Source organism: Lachnospiraceae bacterium JLR.KK002 (assembly GCA_036941025.1).
Taxonomy (GTDB): Bacteria; Bacillota; Clostridia; order Lachnospirales; family Lachnospiraceae; genus Petralouisia.
Map to the genome: position 1 here is coordinate 1,997,739 of JAYMNP010000001.1, position 24,573 is coordinate 2,022,311.

The following is a 24,573-nucleotide window of genomic DNA, read 5'->3' on the forward strand; positions in this document are numbered from 1 at the left end:
TCCCTCTCTTCTCGTTACAGATTGCATCGCAATCTGTGATATTGTCGTCATTTCAGGACGAACTCTGTTCATGCTGAAATGACGTCTGCTCCATAACATCTGCCAGTTCATTACACAGCTCAATCAGTTCTTCCACCCGTTCTTCTCCCATAGTCTGCAGTACCTGCTCCATATAGCGCTTCATAGATACCTGAGTTTCCCGGCAGATTTGCTTTCCCTTTTCCGTCAGAAATACGCAGGTGTTTCTCCGATCTCTGACATCTGCTTTTCGGGCAATCAGTTCCCTCTCCTCCAGTGTTTTCAGCATTCTGGAGGTCTGAGAAGATGCAATTTTCAGATTGTGAGCCAGTTCTGACACATAAATTCCCGGCAGCCCTGTTTTGTGCTGATAACCGCCGATAGCCTGCAATGCGAAAAACTCCATTTTGGAAATCCCCGTTTCCGGTATTACGTCCACTTTTCGGATTCGTTGGAATGCATACATCAGTCTGGTGTGTACGGCTGTATTTTTCATAATTCTTATCCCCGTTTTTATAAAATATATTATAGTGTAACTAATTAACATTGTTATTTATTTACACTATAATATATTATTCCTGATTTCTCTGTTTGTCAATATCTTTTTCTGATTCCGTAGAAAATCTCACAGCAGGGTTATTGTAAAAGAGATGATAACTTTCCGGAAAGGTTGCAAATTTTTCATAATTATAATAAAATATACCAATACAGAAACAGCGGAATTCACAGGAAAGGCACAGTCAGGCGACAGAGGCAACAAACATGGATAATCCCAGATTAAATGGAAAGAAAACATATGAATATGTATTTGAATATTTTTCGGAGCAGATTTTGTCCGGAAAATTAAAATTAAATGATAAAATTCCCACAGAACGGGAAATTGCGGAACAATTGGGGGTCAGCCGCAATTCTATCCGTGAGGTCATGCATATGCTGGAAATCACAGGATTAATTGAGTGTCTGCAGGGAAGCGGCAATTATGTCAGATGTGATCCAATGGAATATATGCTCAAATCCGTCAATATGGTAATGGCTCTTCTGGAAATTGATTATGCCGAAATTTTTCATATCCGTATCGGATATGAATATGCGGCGGTCAGACTTGCTGTGGAGACAGCAACCCCGGAAGAACTGGAAGAAATGCGCCATATTTTAGAGAAAATGGATCAGCCCATGAGCTCCAGAGAAAGTGCGAAACTGGATTTGGAATTCCATCATACGCTGGTAAAAAGTTCCCATAACCGGATGCTGATTTTATATAATTCCATGCTGGACAATCTGCTGGATCAGTTTATAGAAAATTTCCGAACAAAAATACTGACCAATAAAATGCGGGCAGAACTGCTGAGACGTTCCCACTGGGGAATTTATCATGCACTGGTGGAGCGGAATCTGGCGGAAGCCATGAAAGCATTTGACAAACATTTCCGAATTGTAGAAGCTCAGCTGGATAAGCTCATGCAGAAAAATTCTGAGCAGGAGAATAAATCGTAAAGGAATACCCTTTGCACACATCCACCCATTCCGCATATCCTGAATATTTCTCCAGCTCCGGAATGGTAAGCTCGATTGCACTGTCAGAACTGCCGCAGGCAGAGAAAACCGTTTCAAACCGTTTCAGCGACACATCCAGATATACTTTTACGCCCTCATTTACCGCAAACGGACAGACACCGCCCACTGCATGTCCCACTAATGTTTCCACCTCATCCAGTGAGAGCATTTTTGCCTTTTTACCAAATTTTGCCTTATATTTTGGATTGTCAATCTTCGCATCCCCGGCCGCCACAATCAGCACCGCCTCATTTTCCAGTACAAAAGAAAGTGTCTTTGCTATCCTCTCAGACTCACAGTGTAATGCTTTGGCGGCAAGCTCCACCGTTGCACTGGACACATCAAATTCTTCAATCCTTTCCTCCACCCCATATTCTCTGAAATACGCCTTTACCTTATCTATTGCCATTGTTTTCCTCCTTTAATTAGCCGGATAAAAAATTACGTTGTAAACCGTACACATCTCATCTTTAATCCGTTTGAAATCTGCCCTGACATGGGTTTGCTTACGTCTGTCATCTCCGATACGTTATCCAAAGTCAGCCCCCTTGTTTTCCGTATTTCTTTCAGATGTTCACCTGTTTGCAATGAATTTTTCTCCATGAATCCTTCTGTATGTTTTTATATGTTTTATTATATTATAGCATATTTTTACATATAAGGGAAGGGTTAAATACCCCGCCCCTTTTTCGAAGTTCCTGCATTTTATCAAAATTATCTTTTTACCCTAATGATTTCAGTCCTGCCCGGTATGCCGCCATCTCCTCCTCGCTGTGGTGGTCCATCACATATTGCAGCTCTGAAATGGCGCTTTCCCTTTCTTTTGGCAGATAAACAGATAATGGATAAAAATTCGAGGAAGAACTGGCAAACAGATGTGTCCTGATCTGCAAATTCTGAATAAACACCTGTAACTCCTGCAATCTCTCTTTCTCTCCTGCCGGGATAAAACTGCCCGTTTCTGCCATATCATAAAGTCTGGTACTGGGAAATAATGTCAGTGCATCCACAGAAATAAAGTATGGATTCAGCCTGCTAAACAGTCTGGCGCTGTTTACTACATTACAATATCCGCCTCCCTTTCCTGCCAGCCCGGTCATATATACAAAATAATATTCTATACCTGCCTCATCCAGTTTTCGGCACTGCTTTAGAATATCATCTGCCGTGTAACCTTTCCCGGCAAGGGCAAGGGTATCATCATCCCCGCTTTCCGTCCCGATACTCAGGCCATTCACTCCCATTGCCCGCAGTTTCCGGAGCTGCCATACCTCCTTATTTTGAATATCACGGATACTGGAAAACATGGCAATGGACTGGCATTTAATCAGGTAATCCCTCACTGTCAGCACATAAGGCTTTAACCGTTCATAGGACAGCGCAAAGGGATTTGCCCCTGTCATGAACAGCCGCCTTGCATGGGGCTGGTAATCCTTGATTTCCTGCAAATCTTCCTCAAACTGTTCCAATGAAACCATCCGAAAGGGCTCATTCTCATACAGATTGCAAAAGCTGCATTTCCCATAGGCACATCCCGCCGTCAGCTCAATAATACAGGAATCCGCCTCATAAGGTGGCCTCCATGTCCGTCCGCTAAAGTGCATCATTCTTCCCCCTTCATAAATGCCGGAGATTTTTACGGTAACGCTCCAGCTCTTTTTCATCCACACTGCCCGTAATATCATCCAGAACAGTCATCAGCTTTGTTTTATCCTTTGGGAGAACCCCATATAACTGTACCGCATTGGAGGCTCCCATTGCCGCAAATTCCGTCTCTATGGCAAGGTTTTCAATCAGAGTTTTCATTTCCATGTACTTTTCTTTTTCGCCCGGCTGCTGCCAGTTTCTTTTCCTGATTTCCTGATATAATTCAGAGTCCGGATAGATTGTCAGCATATTGGCGCCAATCAGTTTCGGGTGTAACTGATTACAGACCTCTGCGGTCACTTTTGCCCCCTCTGCTCCCCTGCCTTTCCCTGATATGCCAGCCAGATAGAAAAATTTACAGGATATGTCTGCTTTATCCAGACGCCCGCACTGCACCAGAATGTCTTTTTTTTCCATAACCCTTATTCATAAACTGCAGCGCCTCATCATCTGCCGTTTCCATGCCTATCGTCAGTCCGTCAAACCCTGCATTTTTTAACCGCTGCAATTCTTCATCGGATTTTGGCCCAATATCGGTAATCCTTGCAAGGGAGACATCCGAAAAGAAAAAGGCAGGTCATTGTATAATGTGCAGAATTTGCATTTATGATGGGTGCATCCCGCTGTCGCCTCCAGCAGTAACGAGCCTGCCTCATAAGGCGGCCGCCAGATTGTTCCTGTATAGTGCATAATCATTCTCCTTTCGTACACATTATTTTCATCTTTTCTGCATATAAGGTTACACAAACCGGGGAGGATTCCACAAGTCCTGTCTTTTCTTAGTGATAGTACCTTTTTTCGTACTTAGTAGCAAAAAAGTCAGTTCTTGTTTTTTTATACGGCGTATCCTATACTAATGGTGAGGTGAGAAGAATGGCAGACAACAAATTCAGTGAAGAAAAACAACTCGCCCGCTGTGAGCCAATGAGCAGGCTCCAGTCCTGTATTGCGGGCAAATGGAAAATCCTGATTTTATGGTATATATCTTTTTACAAAGTACGGGAGCATGGAAGCCCACTGCCAGAGGCTCAATCAATGTGCCCTCCATTGTGCTTACATTATCCGGCAGCTTAAAGCAAAGGTTTGCTTCGTGGGTCGCATATTCCTGAAATACCCTGTCCACCGAGGGTATCGCGAAAAAGACCACATGCGAATTTCTTGTTTTGCAGAACTCACAATGACCACAGGTCTTACCCAGTTCCAATGCAACCCTGTCGCCGACTTTCAGGTGTCCCACATCCATTCCCCACTTCCACAACTGTTCCGCCCGGCTCATAATCAAGCACAAAAGGCAGTTTTACCATATAGTCACCGATTGCCCCTGTCTCGTAATAATGTATCTCTTCCTTTAATTTTAGCCCATATTTTTAGGGCGTTCTTCCGTCTTTATTCATTACAGCAGATACTTTACAATCGCTTCCCCCACTCCATTGTGGTCATTATCGGAAACTACCGCGTCACATACGGCCTTAATCTCTTCTGCCGCATTTCCCATTGCAACCGAAAAGCCTGCTGTCTTCAACGCTTCAAAATCATTCGGGGCATCCCCGACAACGATAGTCTCCGTTATATCAATATGTAAATATTCGCATAAACGCTTCAGCCCACTTGCTTTTGAGATACCTTTTGCGACAGCTTCCAAGGATGTCTCTTCCGCATAGGTCAGCTGCAGGGGAAGCATCTTTAAACGTTCAAAGCAGCGCCGACGTGATTCTTCCGTCCTGCAGAATAGATTGACCTTCTCAAAACTCCTCATCTGCAGGTAAGCTTCCCCTATGTCATCATACTGTATGGTTATTCTGTCATACATTTTCTGATATACTCCCATATGAAAGTCCTCCATATGGGCAGCCTGGTCCTTTTGTACAACTGATTTGCCATCCGACAGGAAATAAATCATTGCCATTTCCGCCCTGCCGACGTCCATGATCTGCCGTACAAGATTCCTGTCAATATAATCGGTATGTATTATTCTCTTTTCTTTCAAATCATATATGACTGCCCCGCTTACTAAAATGCCATATTGGACATAAGAAAGCTCCTCCTTATAGTCTGAAAGTTCTGCAAGCCCCCTTCCCGTAGATAAGGAAACATATTTTCCTGATGCTGCGGCCTTTTTCAAGATTTCCTGTGTATCTGTCCGTATCTTCTTATCTGATGTCAACAGTGTACCATCCATATCCAATGCAATCAGTTTATATTTTGAACCCATAATTTCCCGCTCCACCCAACTTCTTTTCCTGCTGCCACATGATTATAAAATTTTCCAGCCAAACCGCCACAGGAACATCAGCTGCCAGCCCGGTATACCCCTGTCATCTGTGCCGCAAGCACACAAGCGCCATACATCCCGGCTTCAGAACCAAGCGATGCACGAACTACAGGGCAAAAGGCCCGCTCATGAATGACAAGCTGACGGCACATCTTATTCAGGGGATTCAGAAGAATCTCTCCTGCATTTGATATTCCCCCGCCTATTAGTATAATCTCCGGATTAAGCAGATGCATAATATTTACAACACCGATAGAAAAGAAACGGATATACCTGTCAAAGATTTCTTTGCACAATTCATCGTTTTCAGTAACCCCTCTTGTAATCATGGAATTATCATACAAGCCATCTGCTTCTGCTATATATTTATGAAGAACGGAGTCCGGAAAGTCCGCAAGCATTTCCAGAGAATCACGCCTTAATGCAAAACCGGAACAATAGGATTCAAAATGTCCCTTTTTACCACACATGCACTCGGCATCATCAGCAGCATTAATTGTCATATGGCCTATTTCCGCTGCTATGTTGGAAGAACCTCCGAAAATCTTTCCGTCAATTATAATGCCTCCTCCAATCCCGGTGCCAAGAGTAAGAAGCACAAGATCCTTTTTTCCGTTTTCCCCAAAAGCATACTCTCCGAGAGCATTGATATTGGCATCATTGTCTATGGCAGTCGGTACCTGGTAGTATTGCCCTAATTTAGCAGCAGGGTTAAAGCCATCCCATTTCAGCTTTGAAAGATATATGGTTTTTTGTGCTTTTCTGTCTACGATACCGGGCAACCCCATTGCAAGATACATGACAGATGATCTGTCAATGTTTTTTTCTGCCAGCATACAATCGATGTTTGTGATGATTCTGTCAGAAATCATATCATATCCATCTTCGGCGCTTGTGGGAAAAGACCTCTTTCCTATGACCGTCAGACCGGTATCCATGATCATAACTTTTATGTTTGTACCGCCGACATCAATCCCAATAAGATATTTAAGCATAAATTCCTCCCTGTTTTGCTGCTCATTGATTCACAGCCTGATGCATTTCATCTATTCTGTCACTGCTTCTCTACAGAAGCATACGGTTGAACTTTTGGATATTAGCCTGAATATCATTCCGAAACACCGAAGATCCCGCCACTAAAATATCAGCGCCTGCACGGATACACTCTTCGGCGTTTTCCAATGTAATTCCTCCGTCCAGTTCCAATAGGGGACTACAGTTCTTACTGGCAAATAATTCACGACACTCCCTGATCTTTTCGATCATCCCTGGTATAAATGTCTGTCCGCCAAATCCCGGATTCACTGTCATCAGCAGAACCATATCAACATCTTTCACCACATACTCCAGCATATGTAAAGGAGTCGCCGGATTAAGCGCCGCTCCTGCCCTACATCCTTCTTCCTTAATCTGGCAAATGACACGGTGCAGATGCGGGCAAGATTCCTGATGGACAGTAATGCAGTCTGCTCCGGCATCCACAGCCATTTTTATATAATTCTCTGGGGTCTGAACCATCATATGGACATCAAACACCATCCGGGTATAAGAACGAATGGAATGAATGACGGGAAACCCAATTGAGATATTGGGCACAAACACTCCGTCCATCACATCAATATGAAGCATTTCTGCGCCTGCACGCTCTATCTGCACAAGCTGGTCACCTAATTTTCCAAAATCCGCTGCTAAAATTGAGGGGGCTATTTTTCCCATCTCTCTCCGCCTTTCCATTCATACAGTACCATCACAACTTCTATATCCTCAAGAATGATTTATACGTTTTCTTCTATTTGTGCGATTCTTTTAATATGTCTTTCCTCTCCGGAAAATGGCGTATCCAAAAAAGTATCTACAATTTTCAGGGCCAGTCCAACTCCTACAACCCTGCCACCCATGGCCAATACATTAGCATTATTATGAAGGCGCGTTGCTTCCGCCGAAAAGCAATCCGAACATAGCGCACAACGAATTCCCTTAAATTTGTTTGCAGTTATGGAAATACCTATTCCTGTACCACAGATTAAAATTCCTCTATCACACTCACCCGTCCGTACAGCATGCGCTACCTTCTTAGCATAGACAGGATAATCCGTAGCTTCCACACTATTGCATCCAAAGTCCTTAAAAACAATCCCTTTTTGATCCAGATGCTTTTTGATTTCCTCTTTTAATTCATAACCACCATGGTCACTTCCCAACGCTATCATTTCCATTACCCTTTCTATACAATATCTTTGGCTGATACACTTTATTTTTGCAGGTGCTCCCCATATAAAAACCATGAGGAAGCATCCTGCCATATTATAAACACATACCAGTTTAATTACTTTGTACTTGCAACTACTGTATCGCCTTTCCTGACCATTCCATATTGCATAAAATCGATATTACCTGCTTCAAGATCAGGGAAGACCAACATCGTATCCAGCCGGACCCCCTGTGATTCCGTATGCATGCCCTGTATCATATACAACGGACATTTTTCCACTACATGGTGCAACAACCTTTCCGTCTTCCGGAAGAAACGCTATGCCCTCTCCCATCATTTTCTCCGAGAAGACCCCGTCTTTCACTTCTTCAATCGGAATGCTTTTCCCATCAACGACAGCTACGATATCCTGTTCTATGGCTGCGGAAGCTACACTTTCGTCTTTCTCTTTTCCTGTCAATGCTGTGTCCGCACCTTCGGTCTTTTCCACTTTTTCTTCTGCTGCATCTCCGTCATACTGACTCCGGTTCCTCATACTGAAAAGATAAGTCATCGCGAATCCTGCCAACGCAGACACTGCAATCGTTATCAGGCAGAAATAGAAGTTCGTCATACTTCCGTCCGGAGAAATGTATACCGGGGAAGTTATCAGTCCGGGCCCCGCATAGACATACTGCTTCAAATCCACTAATCCTGCAAATACGCTGCCTATCGCCGCATTGCCCGCCAGACCGCCCGGAGGGAAGATGTTGTCATATCCGACCATGTTCAGATGTTCCATATTGATAAAGTATACTGCCTTATCCATACCGGTAATAATAGGTAATTGCGAAACAAGTTCAAAATCTTGATTCCAATAGGGCAAAGGCCCGGTTGAGCCGGACTTACAGGAGGTGGATGTGGATAACAAGGATTTTAAGACATGAAAACAAAGCAGATAAGGATATCTGCCCGTGAAATGGTATGCGGTATGTAAGGTTATGCAATCAGAGGTTTTAAACTGCGGATATATTCATGCCTGTGCAGTTTATCAGCCACCATTACAGTAATAAGCTGGGTAATCCCGGCGAGAAGCAGGTCAGCATGAAGCGTTTTTTCATTCTGCGTTTTACGTCCGGCAACACAGAAGCTGTCCTTGAAATGGTTGATTGATTTCTCAACGTTTACCCTGAGCTTATAGGTGGAATCCCATTCGGCCGTACCACGAAGCGTACCAGGATAGGCGCGCAGGTTTTTCTCGGGATAAATATAAAACATCCTGCCGCAGGGGGATTCAGTACAGGGATTTTCACAGTGGCAGACACGTTTTGATTTCTTTGTAAGTTTGTTCCACTCCCATTTCATTTTCGGGCATACAAACTTCATGGTTGGCAGTCCGCAGCGGAGATGGGATTTGCTTCCTTCCCGTTTCATTGGAAGGGATGGGTCTTTGGGGCAGCAGGGGATGCCGTCCTTATTCAGCGGGCAGTCGGATTTTGGAAGGGAGATTCTGCCGTTGAGGGGAATGTAAGCCTGCTCAAAGGAAGCTTCCTGTAACAGGTATTTGTAGATTTCAATGGAATCAAATGCGGCGTCTCCCAGAAAAGTTTTCGGATTGATAAGCGGATGCTTGCGAAAGAAATCCTTTAAAGTGGGAATCAATGCCCTGGAATCGGCAAGACTCTTATCTTCATCCGGGGAATCAGATTTTTTTCCAACAATGATGTCAGGATGAGCCGCAAGAAAGTCCTTGTTATAAAAGGAAATATCCCGGACAATGCCGAGTCCGTTGGTAATAATACCGAATTTATAAGCATAACAGAAATGCCCGTTAATGTACATCTGCTGAATGGCTGGACTGGCGGCAGCATGGGAAGGCATGGAGCCGTAGGCGGCTTTATAAGGGTCAAAGGAATCGTCCATCCCTTTTGCTTTTTTGAAGGCTTTCAGCTGTTTGATGATACGGTTGGCATATTTGGGATTGTTTTCTGTAACCCATGCCTCAATGCCGGAGGTGTCAAAGAGAAGCATGGAAGCTTTCTGTGTATCAATAGAATGGCATATCGGTTCGGTCAAGTCAACAAGATGGTCGAACATGGATTGTAAGTCCGATAAAAACTCCTGTTTGAAGCGGGTGAATTTAGAGGCATCCGGGACAACATCAAAGCCGCAGAAGTCCCGCAGTTCCTGGGAGTATTTCAGGAATACGATCAGCAGGGATGTTGTTGGGATTGAGAAGATGAGCTGTAATAACAGAGCCCTGAGCATCGGATAAAGCAGATGCTTACGGGGCCTGCCAGTGGCAGCATGGAAATGAGAAATAAAGGACACTGGGACCATTTCATCTAAGTTGATGGTATTTTCGAGAAGTGCAAGGAACTGATATTTATCATTATCAAATTTATTTTGGCAATCGGTAAAAATATCTGCCAAAGAGAGCTGTTTGTATGGTATCATGTAGGTACAACTCCTTTCTGGTGGATGGTTGATTGTTACTCGACATCTCAATTTTACCACAAACCAGTGAGGAGTTGTTTTATTTTGTAACAAAAAGAATCCCGTATTTATGTGGGTTCTGGCGTTTCGCAAACGCCTATACCGGTAATAATACTGAGAGGAGTGCAGAATCCCCATACTGCCAATGCCCCAATCTTAAATTGTCCAGCCAGGAGATTTAAGAACCACATCAGCTTCGTTCCGGCAATATACCCAATTGGCCCCAGTACAACAAGCGTTACAGGAATAGAAATCACCAGAGTTACCAATGGCAACAGAAAGTAACGGCATGCCTGCGGAATCTTGTTTTTGAAAAAACGATAAACAAAAGACAAAAAAGCAGCGCCTAAAATCATCGGCAGGAATGAACCATTATACTGTACCTGCGTAACCGGAAGTCCTAAGAAATCCAGTCCGGCTACATTATTGATATCTGAATATACCAATGTCATGCCAAGCAAAGCTCCCAATGCCGGATCCGCTTTCAATTTACTGCAGGCGGACCATCCCAGTATGATCGGCATAAAGTAAAATCCTGCGTTTGCAGCCGCATTCAAAATTTTTACCGCCCCATCTTCCGCATCCAGACCCAAAAAGTTTGTACATATGGTCAAAAATGCCATCAGCATTCCACAGCCAAGATAGATTGGGATTACCGGTGCAACTGTGCCGCTTAAATATTCCACGATGATAGAACCGATTCCTTTTAAAGACAGTTTTTTCTTTCCGGAGGTCTGTGTCTCTCCCCCTCCTCCCTCTTTATATCCTGTGATTTCCATAAACTCATCATAAACAGTGACCACATCTGTTCCAATGATAATCTGGATCTCATTTCCTTCCATGGTTCTGACACCCATGACCGCTTTTACTTTTTTCAAAGCATCCTCATTCATTTTGGTGATATCTTTCAGCTTAAAGCGCAGCCTTGTCGCACAGTGGTTCGCAACTGCAAGATTATCCAACCCGCCTATATGCTCAACAATTCCTTTCACTGTTGCTTCATATTTCATAGGCTTACTCCCCTCTTAGCATCTTTTGTGCTGTCTCCATAATCTTCTTTGATGTCAGTCCGTATTCTTCCAGAAGTTTATCCGGATCTCCGGATTTTCCAAATTTATCCTGCACGCCAATCCGTCTTACAGGAACAGGATATTTATCCGAAAGAACTTCGCACACCGCAGAGCCAAGACCTCCATAGATGGTTGCTTCTTCCACTGTAATTACTCTGCCTGTTTTCTTTGCGCATTCTACAACCATCTTTTCATCCAAAGGCTTGATGGTATGGATATTCACTACCTGCGCCTCAATGCCATCCTCCGCCAATGCTCTGGCCGCTTCAAGCGCCTTTGGCACCATGATTCCAGTCGCAATGATTGTGACATCCTTTCCGTCTTTTACAAGCTCACCTTTTCCAAACTCAAATACATAATCCTCCTTATGATAAGTCGGCGATGCAACTCTCGCCATACGCAGATACATTGGTCCTTTTATCTCTGCTGCTGCAAGGACTGCCGCACGCGCTTCCACATCATCTGACGGAACAATAACGCTCATATCAGGCAGGGAACGCATGATTGCAATATCTTCAATCGCCTCATGGCTTCCGCCGTCCGGCCCTACTGTAATCCCTGCATGGGAACCTACAATTTTCACATTCAGATTGGGATAGCAGACCGTATTCCGTACCTGATCAAAGGCACGCCCAGTAGCAAATACCGCAAAAGTGCTTGCAAACGGTATTTTGCCGCAGGTTGCAAGTCCTGCTGCGGTACCGATCATATCTGCCTCCGCAATGCCCATGTTAAAGAAACGCTCCGGGCATTTCTGGCTGAATTTCAATGTTTTTGTCGCATGGGCAAGATCCGCATCAAGTACGACGACATCTTTATTTTTATCAATAAGTTCTACCAATGTATTTCCATATGCTTCACGTGTTGCTGTATTCATTTTAATCCTCCTCGCTTTCTTTGCTTGCTTCCTATGATTTAAATAGCTCTTAATTCTTCCAATGCTTTCGCTGCCTGTTCCGCATTTGGTGCGGTTCCATGCCAGCCCACTTCATTCTCCATAAAGGAAACACCTTTTCCTTTTACTGTCTTGCAGATAATAATGTTGGGCTTTCCTGCCTTCTTTTTTGCTTCGTCAACGGCTGCCGAAATCGCATCACAGTCATGCCCGTCAATTACCTGCACATTCCATCCAAACGAGCGGAACTTTTCATCCACCGGGTTCACATTCATGACCTCTTCATTTGTCCCATCAATCTGGAGACCATTAAAATCAAGGAATGCAATCACATGGTCCAGCTTATAATGTGCGGAAGACATTGCCGCTTCCCATACCTGGCCTTCCTGAATTTCTCCGTCACCAAGGATCACATACACGTAATAATTTTTGCAATTCATCCTTCCCGCAAGCGCCATGCCGTTTGCAATAGACAGTCCCTGCCCAAGAGAACCAGTGGACACATCAACGCCCGGTGTTTTTTTCATATCCGGATGTCCCTGTAAGAAGGAATCATTTTTCCGCAGGGTCTTTAAATCTTCCCGGTCAAAATATCCTTTTTCTGCCAAAGCTGCATACAAAGCTGGAGCCACGTGCCCTTTGGAAAGAACAAGACGGTCTCTGTCTTCCCACTTAGGATTCTTTGGATCAATATTCATCTTATCAAAATACAATGCCGCCATGATATCTGTTACTGAAAGGGAGCCGCCCGGATGCCCTGAGCCTGCTGCCGCCACTTCTTCAATGATGTCAATCCTCATTTGTTTTGCCATTTCTTTTACATTACTCATATCTTTTACCAGCAGTACTTTGCACTGCATACTCCCTTCTGAGATTTAAATTTATTAGGCATTTGCGAAACACCAGAACCCACATAAATACGGGATTCTCTTTGTTACAAAATAAAACAACTCCTCACTGGTCTGTGGTATAATTGAAATGTCCAGTAACAATTATCCATATCCACCAGTAAAGGAGTCGTATCTATATGATAACACATAAACAGCTCTCTTTGGCAGATATTTTTACCGATTGCCAAAATAAATTTGATAATGATAAATATCAGTTCCTTGCACTTCTCGAAAATACCATCAACTTAGATGAAATGGTCCCAGTGTCCTTTATTTCTCATTTCCATGCTGCCACTGGCAGGCCCCGTAAGCATCTGCTTTATCCAATGCTCAGGGCTCTGTTATTACAGCTTATCTTCTCAATCCCAACAACATCCCTGCTGATCATATTCCTGAAATACTCCCAGGAACTGCGGGACTTCTGTGGGTTTGATGTTGTCCCGGATGCCTCTAAATTCACCCGGTTCAAACAGGATTTTTTATCGGACTTACAATCCATGTTCGATCATCTTGCTGACTTGACCGAACCGATCTGCCATTGTATTGATACACAGAAAGCTTCCATGCTTCTCTTTGACACCTCCGGCATTGAGGCATGGGTTACAGAAAACAATCCCAAATATGCCAACCGTATCATCAAACAGCTGAAAGCCTTCAAAAAAGCAAAAGGGATGGCCGATTCCTTTGACCCTTATAAAGCCGCCTACGGCTCCATGCCTTCCCATGCTGCCGCCAGTCCAGCCATTCAGCAGATGTACATTAACGGGCATTTCTGTTATGCTTACACCAGTTTACAACTTTTACAAATAATAGCCCTTTTGCCAGACAAGGTATTTCAAGGTTTTCATAAGGGCAGATGATTTTATTATACTTTCGCTCTTTTCTACGAAAGTGGCAAAAAATACCTCCTGCCGGATCCTTTCGCTGAGTGCAAACCTGAAATCCTGTACGCTTTCCTTACGGTATTTTGAAAATGTTTCATCCTGGTATGGCAGCAGCTTCATCGCGCAGTAAGCTATGTTGATCAGATTGACCAGCATTTCAATCCCTCTCCGGCTACGCACCATATAGCTGCATAGCGACCAGAAGGTTTTCTGCTCGTAATAGCCGATTTCAATATTCCATCTGAATGAATATAGGAACAAGGGGATGTAGTTCATCCATGCACTTCCCGTCTGGTTCAGAGGAACCTTTTCCTGCCATGCACAAAAAATCTGCAGCTGTGTTGGGAAGGCCGTACTGAAGAACAGGCGTCTGGAACCGCCTTCCTTCTCTGTGGCTGTCACATAGGCAAGGACTTCCCTTGTGCCGAAAATATTTGTAAGGACACGGCGTGTTCCAATATAGTAGCCGCCTATTTTTTCGTCCGAAAGTGTAAAATCCCTATCCGCTGAAAGGCGTTTCCCGTGTTTTGCAGGCCGCCCCCTTTTTCCGGTCGGCTGCGGGGCAAGGTCATAAAGGACAGAGTCGTACCTTGCATTTCCGACCAGGTCAAGGTTCGGGTATTCATCCACGACAGAAACCAGGGAGCTTTTAGTGTACCAGCTGTCGCACAGGATGATTACATTTTTCTTTTCCGATAACTCAGGCATGACCTGCCGTACCATGGAAGCGGCAAGTTCCAGTTTGGACTCTTTTTTCTGCCACATGCGGTAGGAAAGCGGCAGCGCCTGGTAAACAATCCTGTCCTTATCCCACACCGGCACGCAGAGCATGACGCTCACAAAGCAGTGCCCGTTCAGGTAGCCGCTGCCGTTATGCGCGGAATGGTCAAAGAGTTTTGAGACATCCTCAAATTTCTTTCCATATTTGGGGACAATAGTGTCGTCAATACATAGAAAGACAGGCTGTGTCCTAAGGTTTTCCGGGATCAGCTTCAAAGCCATGGATGCTGTTGCATTGATAAACCTGGAATAGTCCACTTTGGCATAGGAGCAGGCATAGTAAAAGGCATTCAGGGATTTATCTGTAAGCTTCGACAGGAAATGCCTGTAAAGGAAACGGATGGAATCCGCTGACTCCAGTGTCAGTATGGACAAAAGAAGCAGGATTAATGTCTCAGCCGTAGGAATGGAACAAGTCTCAAAATAAATGTAAAAATAATGATAAAGTCTACCAATTATAGTTTTTTCGTTGTATAATAAGTTTGTCGTACAGGATCACTTTCTTTCGTATTTTTTTGTTTGCAAACTTATTATACATCAGAAAGTCCTGTATGACATTTTTTATGGAAAAGTTGTAAAGTGGTGTTATGCTTATAAATTCGGTATTATTACCAACGGACTCGGCATTGTCCGGGATATTTCCTTTTATAACAAGGACTTTCTTGCGGCTCATCCTGACATCATTGTTGGAAAAAAATCTGATTCCCCGGATGAAGATAAGAGTCTTGCCGATTCCAGGGCATTGGTTCCCACTTTAAAAGATTTCTTTCGGAAGCATCCGCTTATCAATCCGAAAACTTTTCTGGGAGACGCCGCATTTGATTCCATTGAAATCTACAAATACCTGTTACAGGAAGCTTCCTTTGAGCAGGCTTACATTCCCCTCAACGGCAGAATCTCCCTTCCGGAATCCGACTGCCCGCTGAATAAGGACGGCATCCCCTGCTGCCCCAAAGACCCATCCCTTCCAATGAAACGGGAAGGAAGCAAATCCCATCTCCGCTGCGGACTGCCAACCATGAAGTTTGTATGCCCGAAAATGAAATGGGAATATGATAAATCAACCGGTAAAAGCAAACGCGTCTGCCACTGTGAAAATCCCTGTACGGAATCCCCCTGCGGCAGGATGTTTTATATTTATCCCGAGAAAAACCTGCGCGCCTATCCTGGTACGCTCCGTAGTACGGCCGAATGGGATTCCACCTATAAGATCAGGGTAAATGTTGAGAAATCAATCAACCATTTCAAGGACAGCTTCTGTGTTGCCGGGCGTAAAACGCAGAATGAAAAAACGCTTCATGCTGACCTGCTTCTCGCCGGGATTACCCAGCTTATTACAGTAATGGTGGCTGATAAACTGCACAGGCATCAATATATCCGCAGTTTAAAACCTCTGATTGCATAACCTTACATACCGCATACCATTTCACGGGCAGATAACCTTATCTGCTTTGTTTTCATGTCTCAAAACTCTTGTTATCCACATCCGCCTCCTGTAAGTCCGACTCAACCGGGCTTTTGCCCTATTGGAATCAAGATTTTGAACTTGTTTCGCAATTACCTATTAAAAATATTATTGTATTTTACAGGCAGTATTATCAATCCCCAATTTCTCAATAACAAGATAATTCCCTAACACTTCATCTTTAGAAGTATATTATCAACAATATTTCGTAAAATCAATGGTAAGGGACTTCATCTTTAGAAAGTTGGTGGTAGGATATTAAAATCTATTGGAATAAGGAAAACAACTCCAAAAACCTAATCGGTCAAAGGGTTATGGAACTGCGGACGGAAAGGAAGCTGTCACAGAAAGCCCTTGCAGAGCAGCTCCAGCTTGCCGGATATGAGTTTAGCGACCTGACCGTTTTACGGATTGAAAAAGGGACAAGGTTTGTCCCGGATTATGAAGTGGTGGCTCTGGCAGAGTTCTTCCATGTATCCTGCGAATACCTCTTAGGCGTACAGGACAAAAAATAAGCAGCAATCTGTTTTCACATCACAGACTGCTGCTTAAATTTTTGTTGAACCGATAGCCGATGCCCCATACGGTCTGTATGTAAAGCGGCTTGCCCGGATTGTCCTCTATTTTCTCCCTTATATGGCGGATATGGCTCATGACAATATTGTAATCGCCGGAATACGGCTCCTGCCAGACAATATCATATATCTGCTCTTTGCTGAATATCCTGCCGGGACTCTGCGCTAACAAATACAATATTTCAAACTCCCTATTGGTAAGCATAACTTCCGCACCATGTATAACCACATTTTTCTCTACTAAGTTCAACTTCATTCCTCCGATACTAAGGTGATTTTCCACTTGAAGCACATTACACCCTTCAAAATGAGAGCTTTCGCTCACAATCTGCAACATTCTCTGGCAGACGTCTTCCTCATCTTCCGAAAAAGCCAATATCATTATTTTACTCATTCTATATCCTCACATTTCACTACAACCTATTCCATCTAAAATCTTACCTCTGTAATATTTTAATTATTACACTTGTGAGAATTAAAGTCAAGAGAAATTTATCGAAAAATTGACATTTCCTCATTTTCACATTATAATGTATATTACAACCGTAAGATTTAAGGAGGGATTACAAATGAATACATTACCACAAATTTCAGAAGCCGAATTTGAAGTGATGAAAGTTATATGGAAACACGCACCGATCAGTACCAATGAAATCACCGAAAAATTAACACAAACTACAAAATGGAGTCCTAAGACAATACAGACCTTAATAAAGCGGCTTGTAACCAAAGGGGCGCTTTCCTATGAAAAGCAGAGCAGAGTATTCGTTTACACGCCTTTGATAGAAGAAAAAGAATATATCGGTCAGGAAAGCCACTCTTTTCTTGAACGCTATTATGACGGAGATATTACAGCAATGCTTTCTGCCTATATCGAAGATGACAAACTCTCCGAATCAGAAATTGACACGCTCCGTTCCCTTCTCGCAAAGGGTTCAAAGAACAGGGGGAATTAACATGGCAGATTTTGGAATACGCTTTTTCTTATGTAACATTTTTATTTGTATCATCATAGGCTTTCTTATTATCGTAAAACGGGCATTTAAAAATTATTTGACCAGCCGGATGCAGTTCAATTTATGGTTTTTGCTGCTTGGGATTCTTGCAGTCCCGTTTGTTCCCTTTCGCCTGGCTTCTTTTACGCAGGTTCTCGCATTATTTAATGCATGGAAAAATGCGGCGTCATCAAACAATGGGACGATTACGGAAGGTGTCCTAAATCCAAATACGTCCGATGCTGTAAATCAGATGAATGATTTTGCACTGTCTGTAAGCAGAGAAACACCCTCCATTATTGGACTGATTTTGTGCGGTGTATGGCTGGTTGGCATCCTGGCTATGATTTTATTAGTAATAAAATCCGTATCCCGGTTAAACGCCATGAAAAAGTCTGCGCTTCCCCTGCAGAACAAGGCTGTCCGTATTTTATATCATAACTGTTTAAAAGAAATGAAAATAAAAAGAAATATTCCCGTTTACAGCACCGCCTTCCTGAAATCCCCCGTTATTGTGGGATTATTCAACCCCCGCATTTATCTTCCCATCCACCTCATATCGGATTTTAATGCTGCGGATATGCGGTATATGCTGTTGCACGAATTACAACATTACAGACACAAAGACGCACTGGCAAGCTATCTTATGAACTTTTTCGGCGTACTCTACTGGTGTAACCCATGTGTCTGGTATGCACTGAAAGAAATGCGGAACGAACGGGAGGTTGCCTGTGATACATCCGTCCTGAAACTACTCGATGAAAGCGATTATGAAAATTATGGGAATACCCTCATCAACTTTGCGGAAAAAGTTTCACTTACGCCATTCCCCTTCGCTGCCGGAATCAGCGGAAGCATGAAGCAGATGCAACAAAGAATTGCTAATATCTCCTCTTATAAAAAACCTTCTGTTTTCAGAAAATTAAAAGGATTTACTGCTTTTGTCACGATTGGCGTTATTCTTTTTGCTCTTGCCCCAATGCTTTCCACTTATGCCGCAGAGCAGAGCCGGTATCAGTGGAACATTTCTGCTGAAAAGGTTTCTACGATTGACCTGTCTGCCTATTTCAGTGGATATGAAGGCAGCTTTGTACTATATGATTTAAACGGCGATACATGGAATATCTATGATATGGAGCAAGCCACTTTAAGGACAGCCCCAAATTCTACTTACAAAATCTATGATGCGCTGTTTGGACTGGAAGAAAGCGTGATTGCCCCAAATGATTCTTTCATGACATGGAACGGAACTGACTATCCATTTGAAGCATGGAACGCTGATCAGGATTTGTATTCTGCAATGCAGTCCTCCGTCAACTGGTATTTCGAGGAAATAGATAGGCAAATCGGTTCATCCGCCATTCAGGGTTATATCCGAAAAATCGGATACGGAAACGAGAATATAAATGCAAGCCTTTCCTCATACTGGATGCAAGGGACATTAAAAATTTCCCCGGTAGAGCAGGTACAACTTTTAACAGCTCTCCACAGCAACCGTTTTGACTTTACCCCGGAAAATATAAATGCTGTAAAAAGTGCTATTTGCCTGTTTTCTTCGGAAGGCAAAAACTTTTACGGAAAAACCGGAACCGGACGTGTAGACGGTCAAGATGTAAATGGCTGGTTTGTAGGCTATATTGAAACCGCTGGCAACGCATACTTTTTTGCCACCAACATCCAAGCCGCAGAAAATGCCACAGGCAGTAAGGCATCAGAAATTTCTCTTTCCATCCTATCTGATATAGGAATATGGGAAGAATAAAAATCTAATCCACAATATTCATTACATAAAATAATGCTCCCTTTTAAGTAGTCCATGTAAAAATGCAGTTACTTAAAAGAGAGCATTATTTTTCAATGATTAGTTACTGTCCTTTAAGTGTAAGCGCAAAATATCCTGACGGAGTGACAAGGGTTTAATTCGGCTTCATAATGGATAGTGGAAATGCAGGCATCTTACCCTATGCATTGTGCCAGAGTTCTGCAAACGCAAGCATTTCACTATACCTATGGAGGTTCAATATATGCCAGCAAAGCCAGTCAAAGCGAAAGAGCAGTACCGTCTGGTCATGGAATGCCGCTCCAGCGGCCTGACGGACCACCAGTGGTGCAGGGAGAAAGGCATCTGCCCAGGCACATTCTACGGCTGGGTGCGCAGGCTCCGCCAGAAAGGATATCAGGACATACCGGAGCCAGTTCACAGCCAGCGTGTAAGCACAAAACAGGAAATCGTCAGGATAGAGCCTGACATCCGGCAGGGCCGGGATGTCTCCCCGCCCCTTTTGGAGACTGCGTATCCGGCATTCCCGGTTCCGGCCATGGAACTATCCGTAGCCGGTATGGTACTGCGCATCCCCAACGGGACAGATCCGGCGCTGCTGAGAGAAACCGTCCGCCTGATCGGAGGCGGATCATGTCAGGAGACATTTCAGCTGCGGACGAAATCTATATCGTCTGCGGCTACACGGATATGAGGCGTTCCATCGACGGCCTCTGCGGGATCGTGCAGGAAAAGCTCCACATGGATCCCCGCCGCAGCGCCCTGTACCTTTTCTGCGGGAAACGCTGTGACAGGATCAAGGCCCTTTTATGGGAAGGTGACGGGTTCCTGCTCCTTTATAAGAGGATGGAGGCGCAGGGGCGCTTCCGGTGGCCCAGGGACTCCCAGGAGGCAAGGGGCATTTCCTGGAAGCAGTTCGACTGGCTCATGTCAGGACTGGAGATAGAACAGCCCAAAGCGTTCAGGCCGCCTGAAAATGAGCGGGATATCCCTCCGCCCAAAGCCTCCTGACAGCACCGGCGGGTTTCTCAAAAAAAGCTGAATATCCCGAAAAACAAGGTCTGCCAGGCTTCACTCCAGATGCTTTCCATGGTACAATAAAAGCATCAGAAGAGGAGGCAGGGATAGATGGCAAAAGACCCGAAGGACTCCAGAATCATGGAGTATAAGGACACGATCAGCCAACTGAATATGACAGTCAGAAGCCAGAATGAGCTTATCGATTCCCTGCGCCAGACCATTGCTTCTAATAATGAAGCAATGGCGGTCCTGAATGAAAAGGTCGATTATCTTACGAAAAAACTCTTCGGCACATCCAGTGAAAAGTCTGAAAATGTGGAAGGACAGCTCAGCCTTTTCAATGAGGCTGAGCAGGAGGCATCCCCCTTTCCGAAAAACAGAGATACTGTGCGGAATGCGGAGCGGAAATGGAAGCCATCGGGAAGGAGTTTGTCCGTCGGGAATTCCGTTTCACCCCTGCCAGGGGCGAAGTAGTCAATATCTACCGGGAGACGGCAAAGTGTCCGGTATGTTCCACGGCCCCGGCAATGGCGGAAGCCGTAAGGTTCGCCAGGGCTCATGTGCCGGAGGCGCTGATCCCCCACAGCTATGCGTCCGCATCCGCCGTTGCATGGACGATGTACCAGAAATATGCCAATTCCATGCCCCTGTACCGCCAGGAGCAGGACTGGAAACAGATGGGCGTCATCCTGAGCAGGGCGACGCTTGCAAACTGGATCCTGTACTGCGCCGGGAATTATTTTTCTCTGCTGTATGGCTATTTCCGCCGGGAACTTATAAAGAGGCAGTTCCTGATGGCAGATGAGACAAGAGTCCAGGTGCTGAAGGAACCGGAGCGGAATGCGGAGACAGACTCGTTCATGTGGCTGTTCCGGACCGGGGAGGACGGCCTGCCGCCCATCATCCTCTACCGGTATACGCAGACCAGGGCAGGGTTGAATGCGGCAGACTTCTTAAAAGGTTTCAAGGGCTATCTGGAGACGGACTGCTACCAGGGCTACAATGGCCTGCCGGATGTGAAGCGGTGCTGCTGCTGGGCGCACCTGCGCAGGTACTTTGTGGAGGCAGTTCCGAAAGGGAAGGAGCTGGATTACGGCAATCCTGCCGCCCAGGGGGTGCAGTACTGCAACAAGCTGTTCGAGTATGAACGTCAGTCCCATGAGAAAGGACACAGCCACGAGCAGCGGAAAGAATACCGGATCCAGAAAGAGATGCCAGTGCCGGACGCTTTCTGGGAATGGGTCTCACAGCAGTCCCCGAAAAAAGGGACGCGCTTTGAGAAAGCGGTGAACTATGCCCAAAATCACAGAGAGCAGTTCATGACATACCTTGAGGACGGCAGGTGCAGCTTTTCTAACAATCTGAGTGAGAATTCAATCCGTCCGTTCACGGCAGGCCGCCGCAACTGGCTGTTCAGCGATACCCCCAAAGGTGCGGATGCCAGTGCCATGGTTTATACCATGGTTGAGATGGCCAAAGCCCATAACCTGAATATTTATAAATATCTGAAATATCTGCCTGAGCATCTGCCGGAGACCAGGATGGCGGACAGCGAACTATCCAGGCTGGCCCCATGGAATCCGGAGGTTATTGGCAGATGTTCTGGTACAATGTAGAGTAAAATGCTTGCAGTTCCTACAGTCCATTATGTAGGGGCTGTTTTATTTTGTCCATTCGTAGGATTATTGAGCGCTTACTGTTCATCGAACTGTTCATCTCCAGACAAAATAACTTCCACAGAATCCTCATGCCATGTAACTTCCCATATACTGCTGCGTATGTTTCTGCCATCATCCCGCAGCTCAAAGTCTGCTTTGGATATTCTGCTTTTGCCCTCATAAAGAACCAGCCTGCCGGAAGCCGAACCAAAGGAGAAATCAGCTTCTCCCACAGCCTGCAAAACCAGTTCATACGTTCCATCCGGCGAAACTGACGTGTCTGCCTTTGTTATTTTATAATCTGACACATAGACAAAGCTCCCCCAAAACACAGCAATTATAATAAAGATAACAGCCACAAAGCCTAATATAAATTTGAGTGTCTTTTTCATTGCTCCATATCCCTTCTATTTTCAACATCAAGCACTACCCATAATTACTGTCTGACAATCCGGTATTGATATTCTGGTATATTTGAAATTCCATCATCCAGAATTTTATTTCCCAAGTACTGAAAGCCGCCATCTTCTGCAAACCGTACCGTAAGTTCATGCGTTATTACCGCATCATCACATAAAATCATGCTGCACACTGCATCCACAGTTAAAGTAACTGTCCCATCTTTGTTTTCTCTAATATCCGTAACCTCTGGAAAGGAAGTTCCAAAATAGGTAGGTGCATAGTTGAAACAACCAAGCCTTGCCCATGCATAAGTCTGTTTTTCTTTGTCAAATACCGCATATTTCTGTATTTCCTCCGATGTTATTGGAAGATATTCCATAATCAGACGCTCAAACTCATCTTTTGGTATCCCGTCCGCATAATCCTCAGAAGGAAGCTGCTCCTGATATTTCATTGCATATAAATATTCATACATCCCATTATAATCTAATTTTTCCATATGGTCTGCATCCCAGTCAGAACATAAAAGATTGTTTCCCTGATAAGCTAATCCAAGTACACACTTTTCCGACATTTCCCTATTTTCCTCTGTAATAGGCTTTACCCTGACCATGCAGCTCCCATCCACCATTTCAGTAACTTCCGGGTATTCTGGTACGCATAACTCATAGCAAAAGTATCCTTTATCCGTAAATCTCCATTCTTTGATCCGGGTATAGGAAATATATGTCATTACAGGCTTATCATCATCACTCCATGCAGCTTTTGCGGATAAAACATACATATCCTTTCCGTCATAAGAATACTTATATCTCCCGATGCCGCCATCCGAATGTATTTCATAAACAATCGCTGAACCGCTGCTGCCTGCTAAGGAAGCATTTAAAAATTCTTCCAGTTTGTTGTGATTTTCCATATTTGAATATATTTCCGTTATTGCGACCGGGCATCCGGTGGCTTTTAGTTTTTCCACCATCTGATCTATGACTTCGTCCGCAATAACAACATTGGACGCACAGCCTTTATCTGCGTTTTTATATAACTCCGATATAAGCCCCATCATTTTTTCGCAATCTTCTTCTGCTTCTTCCCGTTGATGGGCATCTATCGGAAGATCATAGCCTTTTTCTATCTGCCTGTTTGTGTCTGCTTCCTCGTCTGTACTTTCTGTATATTCCTTTTGTTCATTTTCTCTGGTTTTGCCAGCATATTCGTTTTTCATATCTTTTCCGTTATTATTACAGGCACATAACAAAGCAACACACACCAGCGCATAAGCCACAAGGATTACCTTCTTCTTTAACTTCATCATCCCTCTTTTATTTTCCTCTCTTTGGCACTTCCAATTCTTTCTGTTCTATCGTATTGGATAAATACCTGAATGTGCCGTCCTCAAATGGCTGTACCACGATTGTATTGGTAAAAGCGAGGTCAGAATTGTAATCTGCCCATACCCCGTCAACAATAAGCGTAATTGTTCCATCTGCATTTTCTGAATAATCAACAACTTCCCCAAACGGTGGATACGGGCTTGCAAATATCATTTCATACTCATAGCTCTTACTATCCTCATCATAGCCGCATTTTTCCCGTAACTGTTCTACTGATACTGGAAAATATGTAGTCATTATTTTTTCGTATGTGTCCGCAGGTATTCTCCAGTTTTCCGTCCTTAAATTTTCCCCGGTATATATCCGGTATATATCTTCAAACATACAGGGCATCAGAATATCTTCTACATTGTTACTGTCCCAATTTGTCACAAGGACATTGTAATTTACATAGCTCAACCCGTATACATATTTTGCGGTTAATTCCCGGCATTTATCAGAAAGCGGCTTTACCCGATAATATTGTCGCAAACTGGAATGAGGTATCACAATTTCATGGGCGTAAATAAAATAGCCCTTCTCTGTCAATTTAATTTCGGCTATATCACTAACTAGTGTACTGACCTGTTGATATTTAATCAAATAATTCT

At 44.1% G+C, this 24,573-nt stretch carries 22 protein-coding genes and 8 pseudogenes; 10 read left to right on the forward strand and 20 right to left on the reverse strand.

Annotated features, from left to right (window positions below; translation table 11 throughout):
* Positions 1 to 52: 52 nt before the first annotated feature.
* The gene (locus VSQ32_09585) at positions 53 to 514 is read right to left on the reverse strand and encodes a MarR family transcriptional regulator (protein MEH2943107.1); all 462 of its coding nucleotides are present in this window, start codon (positions 512 to 514) and stop codon (positions 53 to 55) included.
* A gap of 266 nt (positions 515 to 780) precedes the next feature.
* Between VSQ32_09585 and VSQ32_09590 the strand changes: the two genes are divergently transcribed.
* Entirely contained in the window at positions 781 to 1,512 is a 732-nt protein-coding gene (locus VSQ32_09590) for a FadR/GntR family transcriptional regulator (GenBank protein ID MEH2943108.1), read from the forward strand.
* Here the strand turns inward: VSQ32_09590 and VSQ32_09595 are convergent.
* The 4 genes and pseudogenes from VSQ32_09595 to VSQ32_09610 form a co-directional block, all read right to left on the reverse strand.
* Positions 1,475 to 1,981 (reverse strand): YbaK/EbsC family protein, encoded by a 507-nt coding sequence (locus VSQ32_09595; protein MEH2943109.1) that lies wholly within the window; start codon positions 1,979 to 1,981, stop codon positions 1,475 to 1,477. The two genes, VSQ32_09590 and VSQ32_09595, sit on opposite strands and share 38 nt — an antisense overlap.
* Positions 1,982 to 2,013: 32 nt before the next feature.
* A complete protein-coding gene (locus VSQ32_09600; GenBank protein ID MEH2943110.1) occupies positions 2,014 to 2,175 on the reverse strand; it encodes a hypothetical protein in 162 nt (53 codons plus the stop codon).
* A 119-nt stretch (positions 2,176 to 2,294) separates the two neighbouring features.
* Positions 2,295 to 3,236, reverse strand: coding sequence for a radical SAM protein (locus tag VSQ32_09605; GenBank protein ID MEH2943111.1), 942 nt, complete (start codon positions 3,234 to 3,236; stop codon positions 2,295 to 2,297).
* Positions 3,190 to 3,909: pseudogene (locus VSQ32_09610) on the reverse strand (radical SAM protein). The gene VSQ32_09605 and the pseudogene VSQ32_09610 overlap by 47 nt, the downstream one beginning before the upstream one ends.
* 183 nt (positions 3,910 to 4,092) lie before the next feature.
* On the opposite strand from VSQ32_09610, the pseudogene VSQ32_09615 reads away from it, so the two are divergent.
* Positions 4,093 to 4,221: pseudogene (locus tag VSQ32_09615) on the forward strand (MarR family transcriptional regulator).
* A gap of 1 nt (position 4,222) precedes the next feature.
* Here VSQ32_09615 and VSQ32_09620 read toward each other — a convergent pair.
* The 10 genes and pseudogenes from VSQ32_09620 to VSQ32_09665 form a co-directional block, all read right to left on the reverse strand.
* Positions 4,223 to 4,562, reverse strand: a pseudogene (locus VSQ32_09620) (alcohol dehydrogenase catalytic domain-containing protein).
* 50 nt (positions 4,563 to 4,612) lie between these two features.
* Positions 4,613 to 5,431 carry a Cof-type HAD-IIB family hydrolase gene (locus tag VSQ32_09625; protein MEH2943112.1) on the reverse strand — a complete coding sequence of 273 codons (819 nt, stop codon included), beginning with the start codon at positions 5,429 to 5,431 and terminating at the stop codon, positions 4,613 to 4,615.
* A 77-nt stretch (positions 5,432 to 5,508) separates the two neighbouring features.
* Positions 5,509 to 6,486 (reverse strand): ROK family protein, encoded by a 978-nt coding sequence (locus VSQ32_09630; protein MEH2943113.1) that lies wholly within the window; start codon positions 6,484 to 6,486, stop codon positions 5,509 to 5,511.
* Between the two features lie 70 nt (positions 6,487 to 6,556).
* Entirely contained in the window at positions 6,557 to 7,207 is a 651-nt protein-coding gene (rpe, locus tag VSQ32_09635; protein MEH2943114.1) for a ribulose-phosphate 3-epimerase, read from the reverse strand.
* Between the two features lie 59 nt (positions 7,208 to 7,266).
* Complete coding sequence (rpiB, locus tag VSQ32_09640) at positions 7,267 to 7,701, reverse strand: ribose 5-phosphate isomerase B (GenBank protein ID MEH2943115.1); 435 nt, start codon at positions 7,699 to 7,701, stop codon at positions 7,267 to 7,269.
* A gap of 195 nt (positions 7,702 to 7,896) precedes the next feature.
* Positions 7,897 to 8,484 (reverse strand): PTS glucose transporter subunit IIA, encoded by a 588-nt coding sequence (locus tag VSQ32_09645; GenBank protein ID MEH2943116.1) that lies wholly within the window; start codon positions 8,482 to 8,484, stop codon positions 7,897 to 7,899.
* A 259-nt stretch (positions 8,485 to 8,743) separates the two neighbouring features.
* A pseudogene (locus tag VSQ32_09650) lies at positions 8,744 to 10,139 on the reverse strand (transposase).
* Positions 10,140 to 10,246: 107 nt separating this feature from the next.
* Entirely contained in the window at positions 10,247 to 11,188 is a 942-nt protein-coding gene (locus VSQ32_09655; protein ID MEH2943117.1) for a PTS transporter subunit EIIC, read from the reverse strand.
* Positions 11,189 to 11,192: 4 nt separating this feature from the next.
* A complete protein-coding gene (locus tag VSQ32_09660; protein ID MEH2943118.1) occupies positions 11,193 to 12,125 on the reverse strand; it encodes a transketolase family protein in 933 nt (310 codons plus the stop codon).
* Positions 12,126 to 12,163: 38 nt separating this feature from the next.
* Complete coding sequence (locus VSQ32_09665) at positions 12,164 to 12,973, reverse strand: transketolase (GenBank protein ID MEH2943119.1); 810 nt, start codon at positions 12,971 to 12,973, stop codon at positions 12,164 to 12,166.
* 197 nt (positions 12,974 to 13,170) lie between these two features.
* Between VSQ32_09665 and VSQ32_09670 the strand changes: the two are divergent.
* Positions 13,171 to 13,818: pseudogene (locus VSQ32_09670) on the forward strand (transposase).
* A 15-nt stretch (positions 13,819 to 13,833) separates the two neighbouring features.
* Here the strand turns inward: VSQ32_09670 and VSQ32_09675 are convergent.
* Positions 13,834 to 15,057: a transposase gene (locus VSQ32_09675; protein ID MEH2943120.1), complete on the reverse strand. Its 1,224-nt coding sequence runs from the start codon at positions 15,055 to 15,057 to the stop codon at positions 13,834 to 13,836.
* 223 nt (positions 15,058 to 15,280) lie between these two features.
* Here VSQ32_09675 and VSQ32_09680 point away from each other — a divergent pair.
* Together VSQ32_09680 and VSQ32_09685 are read left to right on the forward strand one after the other, a co-directional pair.
* A pseudogene (locus VSQ32_09680) lies at positions 15,281 to 16,040 on the forward strand (ISNCY family transposase).
* A 379-nt stretch (positions 16,041 to 16,419) separates the two neighbouring features.
* On the forward strand, positions 16,420 to 16,677 hold the full coding sequence (locus VSQ32_09685) for a helix-turn-helix transcriptional regulator (protein ID MEH2943121.1): 258 nt from the start codon (positions 16,420 to 16,422) through the stop codon (positions 16,675 to 16,677).
* 19 nt (positions 16,678 to 16,696) lie between these two features.
* Here VSQ32_09685 and VSQ32_09690 read toward each other — a convergent pair whose 3' ends face one another.
* The gene (locus VSQ32_09690) at positions 16,697 to 17,131 is read right to left on the reverse strand and encodes a winged helix-turn-helix domain-containing protein (GenBank protein MEH2943122.1); all 435 of its coding nucleotides are present in this window, start codon (positions 17,129 to 17,131) and stop codon (positions 16,697 to 16,699) included.
* Between the two features lie 175 nt (positions 17,132 to 17,306).
* Between VSQ32_09690 and VSQ32_09695 the strand changes: the two genes are divergently transcribed.
* From VSQ32_09695 to VSQ32_09715, 5 genes and pseudogenes are all read left to right on the forward strand, one after another.
* A complete protein-coding gene (locus VSQ32_09695; GenBank protein MEH2943123.1) occupies positions 17,307 to 17,693 on the forward strand; it encodes a BlaI/MecI/CopY family transcriptional regulator in 387 nt (128 codons plus the stop codon).
* 1 nt (position 17,694) lies between these two features.
* Positions 17,695 to 19,494: a BlaR1 family beta-lactam sensor/signal transducer gene (locus VSQ32_09700; GenBank protein MEH2943124.1), complete on the forward strand. Its 1,800-nt coding sequence runs from the start codon at positions 17,695 to 17,697 to the stop codon at positions 19,492 to 19,494.
* 262 nt (positions 19,495 to 19,756) lie between these two features.
* Entirely contained in the window at positions 19,757 to 20,206 is a 450-nt protein-coding gene (locus VSQ32_09705; protein MEH2943125.1) for an IS66 family insertion sequence element accessory protein TnpB, read from the forward strand.
* Positions 20,146 to 20,523: an IS66 family insertion sequence element accessory protein TnpB gene (tnpB, locus tag VSQ32_09710; GenBank protein ID MEH2943126.1), complete on the forward strand. Its 378-nt coding sequence runs from the start codon at positions 20,146 to 20,148 to the stop codon at positions 20,521 to 20,523. The genes VSQ32_09705 and tnpB overlap by 61 nt, the downstream gene beginning before the upstream one ends.
* A 117-nt stretch (positions 20,524 to 20,640) precedes the next feature.
* Positions 20,641 to 22,148: pseudogene (locus VSQ32_09715) on the forward strand (IS66 family transposase).
* Between the two features lie 77 nt (positions 22,149 to 22,225).
* On the opposite strand, the gene VSQ32_09720 reads toward VSQ32_09715, so the two are convergent.
* From VSQ32_09720 to VSQ32_09730, 3 genes and pseudogenes are all read right to left on the reverse strand, one after another.
* On the reverse strand, positions 22,226 to 22,582 hold the full coding sequence (locus tag VSQ32_09720) for a hypothetical protein (protein MEH2943127.1): 357 nt from the start codon (positions 22,580 to 22,582) through the stop codon (positions 22,226 to 22,228).
* A gap of 44 nt (positions 22,583 to 22,626) precedes the next feature.
* On the reverse strand, positions 22,627 to 23,904 hold the full coding sequence (locus tag VSQ32_09725) for a DUF6070 family protein (GenBank protein MEH2943128.1): 1,278 nt from the start codon (positions 23,902 to 23,904) through the stop codon (positions 22,627 to 22,629).
* A gap of 7 nt (positions 23,905 to 23,911) precedes the next feature.
* Positions 23,912 to 24,541 (reverse strand): annotated as a pseudogene (locus tag VSQ32_09730) (DUF6070 family protein).
* Between the last annotated feature and the right edge of the window lie 32 nt (positions 24,542 to 24,573).